At 53.5% G+C, this 14,854-nt stretch carries 26 protein-coding genes; all 26 read left to right on the top strand.

Annotated features, from left to right (window positions below):
- Positions 1–365 precede the first annotated feature (365 nt).
- Positions 366–1,235 carry a DnaT-like ssDNA-binding domain-containing protein gene (locus AB2B48_RS07125; protein ID WP_368301339.1) on the top strand — a complete coding sequence of 290 codons (870 nt, stop codon included), beginning with the start codon at positions 366–368 and terminating at the stop codon, positions 1,233–1,235.
- 2 nt (positions 1,236–1,237) lie between these two features.
- A complete protein-coding gene (locus AB2B48_RS07120; RefSeq protein ID WP_368301337.1) occupies positions 1,238–1,987 on the top strand; it encodes an ATP-binding protein in 750 nt (249 codons plus the stop codon).
- Positions 1,984–2,184: a hypothetical protein gene (locus tag AB2B48_RS07115; protein ID WP_368301336.1), complete on the top strand. Its 201-nt coding sequence runs from the start codon at positions 1,984–1,986 to the stop codon at positions 2,182–2,184. Before AB2B48_RS07120 ends, AB2B48_RS07115 begins: the two co-directional genes overlap by 4 nt.
- Positions 2,181–2,432 (top strand): hypothetical protein, encoded by a 252-nt coding sequence (locus AB2B48_RS07110; RefSeq protein ID WP_368301334.1) that lies wholly within the window; start codon positions 2,181–2,183, stop codon positions 2,430–2,432. The genes AB2B48_RS07115 and AB2B48_RS07110 overlap by 4 nt, the downstream gene beginning before the upstream one ends.
- Entirely contained in the window at positions 2,429–2,905 is a 477-nt protein-coding gene (locus AB2B48_RS07105) for a hypothetical protein (protein WP_368301332.1), read from the top strand. Before AB2B48_RS07110 ends, AB2B48_RS07105 begins: the two co-directional genes overlap by 4 nt.
- Positions 2,898–3,545: a hypothetical protein gene (locus tag AB2B48_RS07100; RefSeq protein ID WP_368301330.1), complete on the top strand. Its 648-nt coding sequence runs from the start codon at positions 2,898–2,900 to the stop codon at positions 3,543–3,545. The genes AB2B48_RS07105 and AB2B48_RS07100 overlap by 8 nt, the downstream gene beginning before the upstream one ends.
- Positions 3,542–3,985, top strand: a complete 444-nt coding sequence (locus AB2B48_RS07095) for an ead/Ea22-like family protein (protein WP_368301328.1) — start codon at positions 3,542–3,544, stop codon at positions 3,983–3,985. Before AB2B48_RS07100 ends, AB2B48_RS07095 begins: the two co-directional genes overlap by 4 nt.
- Before the next feature lie 88 nt (positions 3,986–4,073).
- Positions 4,074–4,259: a hypothetical protein gene (locus AB2B48_RS07090; protein WP_368301326.1), complete on the top strand. Its 186-nt coding sequence runs from the start codon at positions 4,074–4,076 to the stop codon at positions 4,257–4,259.
- Positions 4,256–4,465, top strand: coding sequence for a hypothetical protein (locus AB2B48_RS07085; RefSeq protein WP_368301324.1), 210 nt, complete (start codon positions 4,256–4,258; stop codon positions 4,463–4,465). The genes AB2B48_RS07090 and AB2B48_RS07085 overlap by 4 nt, the downstream gene beginning before the upstream one ends.
- Positions 4,462–5,232, top strand: a complete 771-nt coding sequence (locus AB2B48_RS07080) for a hypothetical protein (protein WP_368301322.1) — start codon at positions 4,462–4,464, stop codon at positions 5,230–5,232. Before AB2B48_RS07085 ends, AB2B48_RS07080 begins: the two co-directional genes overlap by 4 nt.
- Positions 5,233–5,743: 511 nt before the next feature.
- On the top strand, positions 5,744–5,980 hold the full coding sequence (locus tag AB2B48_RS07075; RefSeq protein ID WP_368301321.1) for a hypothetical protein: 237 nt from the start codon (positions 5,744–5,746) through the stop codon (positions 5,978–5,980).
- A gap of 47 nt (positions 5,981–6,027) precedes the next feature.
- Positions 6,028–6,630 (top strand): DUF1367 family protein, encoded by a 603-nt coding sequence (locus tag AB2B48_RS07070; RefSeq protein WP_368301319.1) that lies wholly within the window; start codon positions 6,028–6,030, stop codon positions 6,628–6,630.
- A gap of 4 nt (positions 6,631–6,634) precedes the next feature.
- Complete coding sequence (locus AB2B48_RS07065) at positions 6,635–6,835, top strand: hypothetical protein (RefSeq protein ID WP_368301317.1); 201 nt, start codon at positions 6,635–6,637, stop codon at positions 6,833–6,835.
- A gap of 2 nt (positions 6,836–6,837) precedes the next feature.
- Positions 6,838–7,446 (top strand): recombination protein NinG, encoded by a 609-nt coding sequence (locus tag AB2B48_RS07060; protein WP_368301315.1) that lies wholly within the window; start codon positions 6,838–6,840, stop codon positions 7,444–7,446.
- Positions 7,443–7,553 carry a hypothetical protein gene (locus AB2B48_RS07055; RefSeq protein ID WP_368301313.1) on the top strand — a complete coding sequence of 37 codons (111 nt, stop codon included), beginning with the start codon at positions 7,443–7,445 and terminating at the stop codon, positions 7,551–7,553. Before AB2B48_RS07060 ends, AB2B48_RS07055 begins: the two co-directional genes overlap by 4 nt.
- Positions 7,550–8,239, top strand: coding sequence for a bacteriophage antitermination protein Q (locus AB2B48_RS07050; RefSeq protein ID WP_368301311.1), 690 nt, complete (start codon positions 7,550–7,552; stop codon positions 8,237–8,239). Before AB2B48_RS07055 ends, AB2B48_RS07050 begins: the two co-directional genes overlap by 4 nt.
- A gap of 427 nt (positions 8,240–8,666) precedes the next feature.
- Positions 8,667–8,891 carry a class II holin family protein gene (locus AB2B48_RS07045; RefSeq protein ID WP_046885663.1) on the top strand — a complete coding sequence of 75 codons (225 nt, stop codon included), beginning with the start codon at positions 8,667–8,669 and terminating at the stop codon, positions 8,889–8,891.
- Entirely contained in the window at positions 8,869–9,363 is a 495-nt protein-coding gene (locus tag AB2B48_RS07040; protein ID WP_368301309.1) for a lysozyme, read from the top strand. The genes AB2B48_RS07045 and AB2B48_RS07040 overlap by 23 nt, the downstream gene beginning before the upstream one ends.
- Positions 9,360–9,821, top strand: coding sequence for a lysis protein (locus AB2B48_RS07035; protein ID WP_368301308.1), 462 nt, complete (start codon positions 9,360–9,362; stop codon positions 9,819–9,821). The genes AB2B48_RS07040 and AB2B48_RS07035 overlap by 4 nt, the downstream gene beginning before the upstream one ends.
- 49 nt (positions 9,822–9,870) lie before the next feature.
- Entirely contained in the window at positions 9,871–10,131 is a 261-nt protein-coding gene (locus AB2B48_RS07030; protein ID WP_368301306.1) for a hypothetical protein, read from the top strand.
- 100 nt (positions 10,132–10,231) lie between these two features.
- Positions 10,232–10,477: a DUF2560 family protein gene (locus AB2B48_RS07025; protein ID WP_085668324.1), complete on the top strand. Its 246-nt coding sequence runs from the start codon at positions 10,232–10,234 to the stop codon at positions 10,475–10,477.
- 98 nt (positions 10,478–10,575) lie between these two features.
- Positions 10,576–10,752 carry a hypothetical protein gene (locus AB2B48_RS07020; protein WP_368301304.1) on the top strand — a complete coding sequence of 59 codons (177 nt, stop codon included), beginning with the start codon at positions 10,576–10,578 and terminating at the stop codon, positions 10,750–10,752.
- A 15-nt stretch (positions 10,753–10,767) separates the two neighbouring features.
- A complete protein-coding gene (locus AB2B48_RS07015) occupies positions 10,768–11,406 on the top strand; it encodes a putative metallopeptidase (RefSeq protein ID WP_368301302.1) in 639 nt (212 codons plus the stop codon).
- Between the two features lie 32 nt (positions 11,407–11,438).
- Positions 11,439–11,918, top strand: coding sequence for a DUF2280 domain-containing protein (locus AB2B48_RS07010; RefSeq protein WP_310825345.1), 480 nt, complete (start codon positions 11,439–11,441; stop codon positions 11,916–11,918).
- Complete coding sequence (locus AB2B48_RS07005) at positions 11,905–13,377, top strand: DNA-packaging protein (protein ID WP_368301300.1); 1,473 nt, start codon at positions 11,905–11,907, stop codon at positions 13,375–13,377. Before AB2B48_RS07010 ends, AB2B48_RS07005 begins: the two co-directional genes overlap by 14 nt.
- An 11-nt stretch (positions 13,378–13,388) precedes the next feature.
- Positions 13,389–14,840 (top strand): DUF1073 domain-containing protein, encoded by a 1,452-nt coding sequence (locus tag AB2B48_RS07000; protein WP_368301298.1) that lies wholly within the window; start codon positions 13,389–13,391, stop codon positions 14,838–14,840.
- The last annotated feature ends 14 nt before the right edge of the window (positions 14,841–14,854 follow it).

Here is a 14,854-nt window from a genome sequence, read left to right as displayed (position 1 = left end):
CACCTCGAATTCATTGAAAAGAACGTGCGCGACGAACTGATTAAACAGGGCTTCACTGCGGCAGTCGCGCAGGGGGGGCATTTCAGGCGGTCGATATGTACAAACGTATGAGCCAAGCCAGTCGTAAGGGGAGGATTTTTGACGATGTTCTACGGTACGCAAAGTTATGGGCAGACAAACAGACGATGCCATCTGACAAGTTTGAGAAGAAACGCGATAAGCGCAATCAGCCGCAACCAGGGCTGTTCTGAAAAGGTGAAGACTGTTGTGCGCCAACACATCCAGTCTTCGGGTGCAAAAACGGGAAGTCATTGCGAGGTCAGTATGCCTGGACAAATTAAGCAAGTAAATATCGGGGGAAGTTAATGGCTCGCATTAGAACAGTCAAACCGGAGTTTTGGACAGACGAGAAGATCGTCGAATGTTCAATTCCTGCGCGCCTGCTGTTTGTCGGACTGTTCAATTTTGCGGATGACAAAGGCTGCATGGAGCGCTCACCAAAACGGATCAAAATGCAGGTGTTTCCTGCTGACACTATTGATTGCGAGCCATTAATTATGGAACTGATCACTCACGGACTCCTCACTGAATACTCAGTGAATGGCAGTCAGTATTTACAGATACCTGGTTTCCTAAAGCATCAGAAAATTAACCGACCGAGTAACTCAAATATCCCGATGCCGCCGGTTCCCGCTGCCCAAAAGCAGGAAGATAACGGTAACTCATTGAATGAAAACGATGAGCGCAGCAGTGAATCCATGCGCACTCACGGAGCATTCAGTGAGTCGTCAGTGAGTATTCATGGAGCACTCACTGACGGAAAGGAAGGGAAGGGAAAGGAAAGGAATAAAACAAGAGAGAGAGAGGATAGCGCGGGCGAAGGCTTTTCCTCGAGTGGTGAAGACAGTCCGCTCGAATTCATCGCTTTGCCCCCGATGGGTAAATTCCCGATCGCTAACGACTGGACCCCTCAACCTGAGTTCTCACGTCGTGCGACGCTCTGGGGAAAGAATCTCGGTGATGAGCCCGGTTACTCGCCTGAAGAGCTTCAGCAGTTCAGGGACTACTGGGTATGTGATGGTCGTGTGAAGCATCACCAGCAGTGGGAGATGGCTTTTGCTGACAGTCTGTTGCGGTCGCGTGGGCGAATCCAACTAGCAGGCTCAGCGACCGTCAGGGATGTAAATCGCATCTCTGAGCCAGATAGCACTATTCCACCAGGGTTCAGGGGGTAGCGATGAAAAACATGATTGGTACTGGTAGCGCGCTTGAGCGCCTGAAGAAACTCATTCCGCCCGGCGTACAGCCGAAGTTCACGAAGGCAGCTGAATTGCTGGCGTGGCAGCGGGAGGAAGGGCTGAAACAATGCGAGGAACTGAACCGAATGAACCAGAAAGCGCGCACTGAGAAAATCTTCGGTCGCTCTGGCATCCAGAGCCTGCACCGCAGCTGCACGTTCGCCAACTACGAAGTATCCAGCGAGCAGCAGCGCAAGGCCTACACCATGGCGAAAAGCTACGCGCAGAACTTCGGGACCGGCTTCGCAAGCTTCGTGTTCAGCGGCGGCCCGGGCACCGGCAAAAACCATCTTGCCGCGGCGATTGGCAACCATCTCCTGGCTGCTGGCCATACGGTTCTGGTCGTCACCATTCCGGATCTGATGCTCAGGGTTCGCGAGTGCTACGACGGAGGCCAGTCGGAAGCCTCTCTGCTGGATGACCTCTGCAAAGTTGACCTGCTGGTACTGGACGAGGTCGGTATTCAGCGCGGAAGCAGCGGCGAGAAGGTCATTCTGAACCAGGTCGTTGACCGCCGCCTGTCCTCGATGAAGCCGGTGGGCGTGCTGACGAACCTGAACCATGCAGGGCTTCAGGATTCTCTGGGACTTCGCGTTATCGACCGCTTAACCATGGATAACGGCATCTGGGTGAACTTCGACTGGTGCAGCTACCGCAAGAACGTATCGCACCTGAGGGCAGTGAAATGAGCATCGTGAAAACCCATACCGGCATCGTCATCACCAAAGATGGCCCGAAGCGCAAAAAGCTACACGAGACCGAAAAAATGTGGTGCGCAGGGAAAAACGAGATGTACCACAAGGACACCGGCCGCCGCCATTTTGGTGAGAAAACGCGCCGCTGCCTGCTGCTGGAAACAATCGAGAAAATCGGGAGCGAGTCATGAGCGAAATCACTGTGAAAGAGACAAAAAAGGCGATCGCAATTATCGCCGAGTACCTTCAGCGCGCCAGCAGAAATGAGCAACTGCAGGAAGCCAAAGTTCGCCTGGATAAGAAAATCGTTCTGCTTTCCGATGATGAGCAATGCGATCAGTCCATGCTGATGGCGGCATTTGTACCGGCGATGACAAGTCACACCCGGGAGAAGTTCTTTGAAGAAATCGCAGCAGCACTGGAAGGAGCGCAGGCATGAAACCAACGTATGAACAGCTTGAAGCGCAGGTGCTCGAACTGTCAGTGAAATTAGCTAACGCTGAAAGCAAGTGCGTTGAAGTGGTGGCGGAGAGTGCGGGGCTGAAGTCGGTTCTGGAAGAAATAATCAATGCCGCCGAGCCGGAATATCACGAACAGGGCATGGGGTGTGGCGTTGAAGACCGCGGCTACCAGCGCGATGGCTATTCTGCCTGCTCCTACGGATGGTATTCAGCAATAGACCGCATTTACTCAGAAGTTATTCCTGGCGCATTGCCTGAAACCCCGGCAACCGACGCCGCCATTGCAAACATCCAGGCTCAGGGTGTGGAGATGTATGCAATTACTCTCGACCGTGGCGCTGACGATGCAGAGCGTGGCGGGTTCGATGACGGCATGAAGTTCTTACGCGCAGAAGCTGAAAGTGTGCGCAAGTTCGCCGCCCAGTTACGCCAAGGAGTCGAGCATGAGTAATCGATTCTACATGCTCTGTACTCGCGAAACCGTAGGGAGTAACGCGTCATTCCACTGCCAAAACGGTAATGGGTATAGCTCTAACATCGAACGCGCACACGAATACACGCTGGAAGAGGCTCAAGGCGGCTGGGAGCTAGGCAGGGAGATTGACCAGCCTGTATGTGCTGACAGCGTAGATGCTCTCGCCAAATGGCATGTTGATTGCCAGTACATTCCAACTGAGAGCGCTACCGAAGCCGGCTGTGGAGCATACGTTGCTTACCAAAAAGGAAGCTGGAACGGGAACGATGTTTACTGGCTTCAGAGTGGCGGTCTGCCAACGGATGATTTCTCTAAAGCGTTTGTTTTTGTCTCTGCCAACACTGAAGAGCCGGGTATTGTCTGGATGCCGTTTGCTATGGCCGATGCGGTGAAGCGCCGTACTTTCAACATCCGTGAGTTTAACCGACGCACTATGGTTCAGGGTGCGGGCCTGGTGATGCCCGAATGGTTGCGAAAACACAACCGCCGGCAGAAAGCGCGAAGTGGCAAGGTTCGCTGGAATTGCCCTTGCTGCGGGAAAATCAGCTGGCAGTACAACCCCTATGATTTTGACGGTTGCCGCGACTATAAATGCGACGAATGGAGGCCACAATGAACGATATCACCGCACTGATGGCGACCATGAAAGCGGCAGCAGAGAAAGCGATTGAAGCCAATGAGCGACTTTGCGTGATGCCGCCGGATGAAATTTTCGATGTTTCTCTGGCCCATAGCAAGCAACTGGACGCTGACATTACCTTGTTAAACGCCCATTACGATGAGTCAACTCCGGCTAACGTCAAGGCGCTGGTAGAGGCGCTGGAGAAGGCGCAGAACGAGCGCGATGAATTCAGAAACCGCCTCAAACTTGAACGCGCAATTCTTGAGGATGCTGATAAGCGCATCGCAGAGCTGGAGTCCCGCACCGTCACCGTGAAGCTGCCAGCCGCATGGTGGGTTAAGCAAGGACCTCAGGAGTTACTTGCATACGAAAAACAGATGCTACTAGATGCGCTCGCTGGCGCTGGCATCCAGGTTATCGAAGGAGACGCATGATGAACGTACTTAGAACGTTATTCTGGTGGCACGTGCGGAAAACTTTGCTCGCTTTCGGCGTCGAACTGGTTATCGAAGGAGAAGGACAATGAGCAAATTATCGGATTCAGAAATCAGCGCAGCAATGCTTAGCTCTTTAGAGGGCTATGTCTTTTCTATCGTTGATTCAATCGAGTTTGAAATTGGCAGGAAGCTAACTGGCGATGAGCAACAGCACGTTCACCACATGGTAAACAAGAAGATTTTGAGCGTAACAACCAAGGATTCAGCATGATTGCTGCAAATTACACCATGCACCTGCAGTGCGACTGTGAGGCCTGCACAGAAAAACAATGGGGCAGCCCAGACTTCGGTGAGTATATCGGCAATTCGTGGGCTGAATGCGCCAGAGAGGCGAGAAAAGACGGATGGCGTATCAGTGCATGCAAGGTTTATGCAACCGCACCAGGGCACAAAGTAGCGAGAAGGAATGCAGCATGACAATCAACTTAACAGACCCAGTTAACCAGTTAACGGACTTGCGCTCTCTGATTCTTAGCGAAATCGGTGATTTCTTTTCAGGGTTCGGTTGTCCTGGTGAGCCAGAAACGCCGGAAAAAATGCAGCGTGAGTTAACTATGCGCGTGGGCCGCATTATTAATGATCACATTGTTAACTATCCACGCTGTGAGGTGCTGGTAGAAATCCTGAAAGAATGCCGTATTGCGCATGATGAAGCGCAGGCAGAGCTTCAGGAAAACCGGAAAGCGAATCAAGCACCCGTCAAGCAACCATCAAGCAACTCGTTCACGAATGAAGAACTGGAAGCAATGGCGCACGGCAACAATCCGCAGGCTAATGCGTATCGTGAGCTGCTGGCGTTCCGGTGCAACTCTCCGGCAGCTCCGGATGGTTGGAAAGAAGAGGCAGAGAAGCTTGCAGAAGCGTACGGATCCGCATTTGTCATATTCAGGCACGGAGAAGAGCCTGTATGTGCTGACCCGACGAAATTCTGGTTTGGATTCGACCCGGCTGCATCGGATTTCCGGGAAATCGTGAATTCGTCAACCAACAATTGTCGGGAAATCACGGAAACGTCAACCAATTGCCCTAAATGCGGTGGTCGCGGAACTTATCACTGCCCGCAGATGCTTGGAACGGTCGAATGCGAATGCACTCTGCCGGTAGCGACAAAGAAGGTGGGGAATAAAATCCGAGAAGATATGGAAATGGGTGCTCGGGTTACCAGGCATCGATTTAGGCCTTAACTACCATACAAGCGATATGGGAATCCCCATATCGACAACCAAGGCCTCTCTGGAGGCCTTTTTCACGACAGGTGTTTGCATCACCTTCACATGATCGATTTTACCGATCGATTACATCCAATCGATCTATCAAATCGATTAAGAAGCGAACACATTCACGCAACACATCAATAACGCTTAATGTGAATCACTTTCATTTGGAAGCTGACACATGCCCTGACGGCGAGTGTCGGCAGGTGTCGAAGCCAATGATTCAGTAGGTTAGCAACGTCATTTTTGCCGCACGAATTGTTAAATTAAACGATCATTTTTCGCACAAATGTGAGGCTGAAAATTTATTTAAATCAGTAGGATAAATGCTATTGCGTACCGCTATAGTTTTTGTGCATACTTTGGCAATTCCGATAAATACTGTATAAATTAACAGTGATATTTTTTAATCTTATTTCGCCAGCCACCGCCAGATTTAAAGGCAGAAAGCTGGCCTGGTGGATTGCGAAAGGAGGGGGTTGTGGCTGGAAACGTTGATGGCGTGGATGACTGGTATGACATTGTGCGGCGCTCAGATGGCCGTGTGGTCGGTTCGTTCTGCGGAGAACGCCGCCATCTCATCTACCGCCAGAACGGGATAGTTTCACTACGTCCGATGCTCGAGGATGAGATTGTGTTCACTCACAGCTCGATGGTTAAATTCCTGAAACGCTGCGGTTATGGCATTACACCACCTCCTGATAATCTGATATCATAATTTCATAGGCCTGAACAACCTATGCCTGATGCGCCACGGAGAATCCCATGGCGCACGAACTACAGCTAATCAAGCAGTCCCCAGGAATCCTGATCCCGGCTAATCCCGAGACCAGTGAAATTCTGCAATCAAAAATTAAGCTTGGCGCCGTGCTGGTGGCCAGGTTCAGACAACCCCGCAACTCCGCATTCCATCGACGCTTCTTCGCGCTGCTTAACCTCGGCTTCGAATACTGGGAACCTACCGGCGGCGCTATCTCGTCGAACGAGCGCAAACTGGTGACCGGGTTCGCTAACTTCCTGGCGACGTACGGCGGCAGCGCAAACGCGTTGCAGGATGCCGCTGAGCAATACCTTGAGCAGGTAGCCGGGCGACGCATCACCAACGGCATCAGCCTCTGCAAATCCTACGAAGCGTACCGGGCATGGGTCATCGTCGAAGCCGGGCATTACGACACCATCAAACTGCCTGACGGTTCACTCCGCAAACACCCCCGTAGCATCTCCTTCGCGAATATGGGCGAAATCGAGTTCCAGCAGCTCTACAAGGCCGCGCTTGATGTCCTCTGGCGCTGGATACTGTCCAAGCCATTCCGTACGCAGGATGAAGCTGAGAACGCTGCTGCGCAGCTGATGAGCTTCGGGGGATAACCAGATGGCAAAATCATGGTTCCACTACACCGAATGCACGACAGAGCAGGCCGATGAGCTTGAGCGGCAGTACCAGCGCCGCGGCGCAACTGTAACGCGCAGCCTCAATCCCGATTATCTCACCTGGACCGTCAGCGTAGAGCGACAGGAGGTTAAATACCTCGAGCCAACGGCACGGACATTCCGCCAAAAGGTCTGGGGGTGAGCATGGCGAAGCTACCGCGCCGCAAGTGCGCCAACAAAGAATGCCGCCAGTGGTTCCACCCGATGCGCAACGGGCAGGTCGTCTGCAGCTACGAGTGCGCCAGCGCCGTTGGCAAAGAACAGACCAAAAAAGCCCGGGAGGACGCGCAACGCAAGGAGTCCGCCAAACAGCGCGCCACTGAGAAAAAAGAGCGGGCGGCCTGGCGCCAGCGCAAAGCCGCGGTTAAGCCGCTGAAGCACTGGGAGGATTTAACCCAACGCGTCGTCAATGACTACATCCGCGAGCGTGATGCCGACCTGCCATGTATCAGCTGCGGGACGTTCGACACCGTCCAATGGGAAGCGGGTCACTACCGTTCGCGTGGTAAAGCGTCGCATCTCCGCTATCACGAAGACAATATCAGTAAACAGTGCCACCACTGTAACGTGAAGCTGTCGGGAAATCAGCAGCAGTACCGCCTTGGCCTTATCGAGAAAATCGGGCCTGAGCGCGTCGAGGCGCTCGATAACGATAACACCCCCCATCGATACACCATCGAAGAACTTGAAGCCATCAGGAGGCGCTACAGCGCGCTTCGTCGCGGGTTAATTAAGAGCAGGGAGGCCGCATGACCATAGAACAGATTATCCGGTACCAGGCCGAAAGCGTCATGCGCGCCAAACTGCCGCCGGTAGCAAAACATAGCCAGGCCAAACAACCTCAGAAGGAAGCAGCATGAACAATCAGCGTCTTGAATATGTCCGCCAGCAGCTGATCGTTGCGACTGCCGATCTGAGTGGGGCGACGAAAGGGCAGTTAATGGCCTGGCTGGAGAACGCGCAGTTCGACACGAAAACCTTTAAGCGGAAGAAGCCTCGAGTATGGGATGCTGAAAATAAGAGATGGCAGGCTCTGGACAACCCACCAATCTCAGGCAAGCAGTCGCATGCCAAGGGATCGCATATCCCGCTGGTGCAGCCAGTTGAGTTTTCCACCGCGTCGTGGCGCCGCGCGCTGCTGTCGCTCGAAGAGCATCAGAAGTCGTGGCTGCTGTGGAACTACAGCGAGAACACCAACTGGGAACATCAGGTGGCAATAACGCATTGGGCCTGGGCTGAGTTCAGCGCGCAGCTGGCGGGCAAGAAGGTGGCAGGCAAAACTATGGAGCGGCTGAAGAAGCTCATCTGGCTGGCGGCGCAGGATGTTAAGGCGGGGTTGGGTGGGCGTGAGGCATACGAATACCAGGCGCTGGCAGAATTGGTGGGCGTGACACCAAAGAACTGGTCAGAGACGTTTACCGACCGCTGGGTGGAGATGAAGCGAATCTTCATGAGCCTCGACAGCGAGGCTTTATTGCAAGTAACGCGATCACGTTCACAACAAAAGGCGACAAATTCACACCAAAGTATTGCAAAACTGGATTGAAACGCATATATTTCATGTAAATCTGATATTGTGCCATTGTTGTATTCACTGGCAGTAAATGATTATCTAACCCGCCGCGTGCGGGTTTTTTGTTTCTGCTATTCGATGACTATTATTGGTAGGTAGTGAGTATTGATTGCAGGAATGATTTGAATAAAAATTGTTGATGCAGTGAATCCCCCTTTGCGGCGGGGCGCTCAGTCAAAACTGATAATGTTCAAATGCTCGCGCGAGGCAGTTCGACTGGCTGACTCACTGGGAGGCACCCAGCACTGCACACCTACCTTTCTTAAGGCCTGCTCTAATGAGCGGGCTTTTTTATTTTCAGGCTCCGGGAAAACTCCTCGACGTGTGTTGTTGTTAAATCAGCCCGAGAGCCTGAACCCCTTTAAAACACACAGCACCCCGAAACCATCGGAGGTGAGAGATGTTACGAATGGACAAAATAACCACCGGCGCGGCTTACGGCGCCTCTGCGGGGAGCGTGTTGAACGGCATTCTTAACGCATACAGCCCTGAGCAGTGGAACGCCATTGGCGTACTGGTGGGCATAGTAGTTGCTGTTCTCACGTACCTGACAAATTTGTACTTCAAGATCCGCGAAGATAATCGTCGCGACAGGAGCCAGAATGAACCCGACACTGAGAAATAAGCTATTGAAGGCCATTCTCGGTGGCTCCGGCGCGATCACCATTGCTGCCGTCATGCTGAGTAATGCTGATGGATTAGAAGGGCGTCGCTATTACGCATACCAGGATGTGGTCGGAGTATGGACGGTTTGTGACGGGCACACTGGTGCTGACGTTCGCCGCGGTCACCGCTACACCGACAAAGAGTGTGACTCGCTGCTGCAATCGGACCTTCGCAAGGTGGCCTCTGCAATCGACCCATTAATCAAGGTCAGAATTCCAGAGCCTACCCGCGCCGCGTTGTACTCCTTCACATATAACGTGGGCGCTGGCGCTTTCGCTGGCTCCACTCTTCTGAAAAGGCTAAACGCCGGAGACGTACCTGGAGCATGTAAAGAGCTTGAACGCTGGACTTATGCGGGCGGTGTTCAGTGGAAAGGATTAATCACCCGGCGCGAGATTGAGCGTGACGTCTGCACGTGGGGTCAGCGATGAGTCGAATGGCTGGCATAACCTGCGCCATCATCATCGTGGCAATAAGCTCTCTCGGGTTTTTGGTTAACCACTACCGAGACGGCGCCATCGAATACAAGAGGCAGCGTGATGAGAAAGCTCAGGCGCTGAATCTGGCTAATTCCACCATCACCGACATGCAAACCCGTCAGCGTGATGTAGCTGCACTGGATGCCAAATACACCGGAGAGCTGCACGATGCAAAAGCCACTATCAATCAGCTTGAGCGCGATGTTGCTACTGGCAAGCGTAGGCTGCAGCTCAACGCCAAGTGTCCTGAGAACGGAACGCCCAGCACCTCCAGCATGGATGATGCAGCCAGCCCCAGACTTACTGACTCCGCTCAACGGGATTATTTTACCCTCAGAGAGCGAATCGAAAACGTCACAAAGCAACTGACAGGCCTGCAGGAGTTCGTACGGACACAGTGCCTGAATTAGATGGCACCGCAAAGCTATAACTTTTCAGATTTATGGGGAATACTCTACGGTGCTGCAAACCGCAGCCAAAAAGAGAGAGTTACAAATGCCACAGGTCTTATTTATTGGCGGCCCTTGGGATCGAACCATACGAACGGTGAACAATAGCGGTGACTTGATAGCCGGGCATAATGGCCATGAAATTCATTATTCTGGCGGAGAACACGAAATGCCAACAAAGGCGCGCTATCTTATTGCCTGCAGTCCTGATGCCGACATCCAAACGGTTCCTGTAGCCATTCGAGAGTCAGGACATACGCCATTTGCCTAACCTGGCATACTTAATTGACCGCCTTCGGGCGGTTTTTTATTGCCATCACAAAGGCCACCTTCGGGTGGCTTTTTTAATGGCTTTAACCATAGGAAATTATATGTCTGAAATCACGGTTACACCTGCGCAGCAGATCCGCTTAAACCTTCTGGCAAGCCTCAACTATGACACCGCAGCAACTGCAGCGGCGATTAAGTTTGTTGGCGATGATCCCCTGAAGTATCAAATCTTCGTTAATCAGCTTAACCGGGTTACAACCGAAAACGGGCTGGTGGCACGAACAACCAAGGCAATTAAGGAGTCCGAAGAGGCGCTGTTGCTGTTTGATGATGAATCTGACAGTTAAGCACTTCGTGCCCTACTAAGGCCTCGCAGATGCGGGGCTTTATTGCCATCACAATGGGCAGACCCATCGTAATGGCGTAACAAGCACCGGAGTTGACAATGGCAATTTGCAAACTGTCAGTTGAAATTAAAGTCAGATGGTGGATGCCGGTGTATATCAAAACACTAGCCTTTTTCTGTCTGGTGACGTGTCACGAACCTGATTACGAAAAGGTGGGCGCATTTATCGTGAAGCATGGCATCAGCCAGCGGGTGAAGGCGCTGCCTGTAAAGTGATTATGGAGTTAACCAATGGCTGAACATGACGAACGCAGGCCATATCCGCCGGTTAACTTCATCGGTGGCGATAACTGGCAGCCATACACCCGGCTGATTCCAGCCAATGAGGTGGTCGAGTGGATTAACCGCCAAATCCTTAGTGACGAAGGCAGCATTCACAACCCAGACCATGCTCACCTGATTGACGCAGATCTCTGCTTCATGTGGGCGTCCGATTCGTTTGCGAAAAAAGGACGCTATGTGCTTGGTCAGGCTGAGCAGGTAATGCTGCGTGCTGGTGGTTGGCAAAAGGCCAGGATGGAACAGCAGATGTACGAATGGTTCGGACGAATCCCGAAGTACATCATCACGCTGGCAGCCGATTACTGCTCACAATGCAGTGATCTTGAGTTCTGCGCGCTGGTGGAGCATGAGCTTTACCACATTGCCCAAGCCATTGATGATTTCGGCGCGCCAAAGTTCAACAAAGAGACCGGGCAGCCAGTGCTTACACTGCGCGGCCACGACGTCGAAGAGTTCGTTGGTGTAGTGCGTCGTTACGGTGCCAGCAAGGATGTGCAAGAGCTGGTTGATGCTGCCAATGCGCCAGCGGAAGTGGCTCACCTCGATATCGCCAGATCGTGCGGAACGTGCATGCTGAAACTGGCTTAACTTTATGACTGATTATGACAGGCAGGTGATTTATGGCAGCACTGAAAGGTGAGGTCAAAGCCTTCATCGTTCAGTCTCTTGCCTGCTTTGATACCCCCTCTCAAGTGGTTGAGTCGGTCAAAAAAGAATTTGGCCTGGCGATACCTCGTCAGCAGGTCGAATCCCACGACCCGACGAAAGCAAACGGCAAAGGACTGGCGCAAAAATGGGTGGATATGTTCAATGCCACTCGCGAACGCTTCCAGAGTGAAATCTCCGACATTCCGATAGCCAACAAGGCGTACCGGCTGCGCGTTCTCGACCGCATGGCAACGCGTGCCGAGGGGATGAAGAACCTCGCGTTAACCGCCGAGATTATTGAGCAGGCTGCCAAAGAGTGCGGCGACGCTTACACCAATAAGCACAAGTTCGAACACTCCGGCCCCAATGGTGGCGCCATCCAGACGATCACCATGAGCAAGGACGAATATAAGTCAGCACGGCAGGAGATGATGGAGGATGACGACTGCTGAACAAAAGACATTTGCCCGCCGGGTAGAGTGCGAAGAGGATGGCCTGTATTACGCTCGCTACTTCTTTAAACAGCGAACCAGCGGAAAGATGATTATCGCACCTCACCACAAGGTGATTCAGCAGACGCTGGACCGCGTTATTGATGGTGAAATTACTCGCCTGATCATCAACGTTCCGCCTGGTTACACGAAGACGGAACTGGCGACCATCAACATGATGGGGCGAGGCCTGGCGATTAACTGCCGGGCGCGCTTTATGCACTTATCCTACTCACACAACCTGGCGCTGCTGAACTCCTCCACCGCGCGCGGCATGATTAAGTCGCAGGCCTACCAGGCGATGTGGCCGATGGCGCTACGCGATGACGCTGACAGTAAGGCGATGTGGTGGACTGAGCATGGCGGCGGCGTTTATGCGTCTTCAGCTGCCGGGCAGGTTACGGGCTTTCGTGCCGGGCATATGGAGCCGGGCTGGCAGGGCGCGCTGATTATCGATGACCCGGTTAAGCCGGATGATGCTTACTCCGAGATCGTCCGTGACGGGGTCAACAACCGCTTTAACGAGACAATCAAATCACGACTGGCGATCGAGACGACGCCGATGATTGTCATCATGCAGCGCATTCACTACCACGATCTGAGCGGTTATCTGCTGCGGGGCGGCAGCGGTGAGAAGTGGCACCACCTGAATTTGCCGGTGCTCATCAATAACAGCCTGGCATACGACGACCAGTACCCGGAAAACACCCACGCCATCCCAATTGACCACGGCCTGCCTGATGGCTGGCTATGGCCTTTCAAGCACAACGAATCGCATCGTGTATCGCTGTTCTCTCATCGGCGCACCGCCGAGGCTCAGTACATGCAGAACCCGAAACGCTTCAATGCGGAGGGCGCGCTGTGGAACGAGGAGATGATCAGCGCTGCGCACGAGATGCGGATCACCCAGGAACTGGCCCGAACAGTGGTGGCTATCGACCCGCAGGCCACCAACAGCGAAGAAAGTGACGAATCAGGCATTGCCGTTGCCAGTGTTTATGGTACCGGCGATGAGCGGCAGTACAGCCTTGATGCTGATTACAGCGGGAAGTATTCGCCCAACGGCTGGGCTACCAAAGCTATTGAAGCCTATGAGCAGCATGAAGCTGACGCGATCGTCATCGAAACCAACCAGGGCGGCGACATGGCGGAGGATACGCTACGCAATGCTGGGTTCGGCGGCCGTATCATTCGCGTGCATGCCAGTAAGGGTAAGTATGCCCGTGCCGAGCCAATATCCGCGCTGTATGCGCAGGGGCGCGTTGCCCACCGTGGCAGCCTCTACGAGGTCGAGAACCAGTTCATGGAATACGTGCCATCCACTGCTAAGAAATCACCTGACCGGCTTGATGCCGCGGTATACGCGCTCACCGAATTATCAGAACCACAATCAACCGGCATGTTGGTGCGATCGCGCTGACGGAGGACATCGTGACCGAAAGCGAAATGAAACAACAACGCGTCGCTAATGCCAGCGCAGAGCGAGCCCGGATACGTAATCTGAGCTCTCTGTTTAACGGCACCAGTAACACCAAGCGTCAGCGCCTGTATCAGGAGTTTGGGTACCCGCTGGAGCTTTGCTTTGATGACTTCTACCGGGCGTACCGCCGCAATGCCATCGCTGGCGCCGCGGTGACTCGCATGGTTGATGGGTGCTGGGAGGACTACCCGGACATCTACGAAGGCGATCAGACCAAGGACGCAACTAAGCAGACGGCGTGGGATAAGCGAGTCAACAAACTACTCAAACGCTGCTGGAAGCAGGTTAAGGGTGCAGACAAACGCAACCTCGTGGGCCGTTACTCTGCGCTGCTCATTCAGGTCAAAGACAGCAAGCTATGGTCTGACCCTGTCGACAAGGCGATGGTCGGCAGGCTACAGGAAAGGGCGCTTGTCCGGCTCATTCCGGTTTGGGAGGCCCAGCTCGACCCTGTAAGCTATGACGATAACCAGGATAGCGAGAACTATGGTGCTGTCAGCATGTACTCGTTCACCGAGATACCGGTGCAGCAGCAGCGCAGCGGGCAGCCAGGGCGCATTATCAACGTTCACCCCGACCGAGTCATTATCCTGGCTGAAGGATCGGATGATGGACGGCTTGATTCCGGCGAGTCGCTGCTGGAAGAAGGCTTCAATAAGCTGATGGATATCGAGAAGGTATCCGGTGGCGCCGCCGAGGGGTTCCTGAAGAACGCCAGCCGACAGCTCAACTTCAACTTCAGCGCTAAGACAAACTTCGCGCAGTTGGCCCGCGCCCTCGGGGTATCCGAGGCCGAGCTATCGAACGCGATGGATGATCAGGTACGTCGACTGAATGACAGCACCGACAGCGCAGTCATGATGCAGGAGGGTGATACCAGTGTGCTATCTGTCGCAGTGGCTGACCCTGAGCCAACGTGGCGAACAATCCTCAATGAGTTCTGCGCTACGGTGCCGATTCCGGTGAAAATGCTGGTGGGTATGCAGACAGGGGAGCGCGCCAGCACGGAAGATGCCAAGGACTGGGCGAAAACCCGCATGAGCCGCCGCAATGGCTTCCTGACTGATGTCATTACCGAAATCGTTACTCGTTTCTGGACACTGGGGTTTATCCCCCCGGCTCAGAACGAGGAGATTACTGTCGGATGGTCTGATCTGCTGGCGCCGAGCCAGGCAGAGAAAATTGCCAACATGGATAAGCTGGCTGATGTCGCCGTCAAATCGACGAATGCTTTTGGCCGCTCAGCTATCACCGAGAACGAGATACGCGCCGCGGGCGAGATGCAGGCCCTGCCAGAACTTGATGACGAGGTACCGCCAGATGGCACCAAGCCAAAACCTGACCCTCTGGACGACCCAAAGTCAGAAGCCGAAAAGTCCGGTGATACCACGGTCGAAAGTTGACCCCACTATGTCGC

The organism is Kluyvera sichuanensis (genome assembly GCF_040930405.1).
Taxonomy (GTDB): Bacteria; Pseudomonadota; Gammaproteobacteria; order Enterobacterales; family Enterobacteriaceae; genus Kluyvera; species Kluyvera sichuanensis.
The sequence above is the reverse complement of the archived record's forward strand: the minus strand, read 5'-3'. Positions and strand labels throughout refer to the sequence as shown.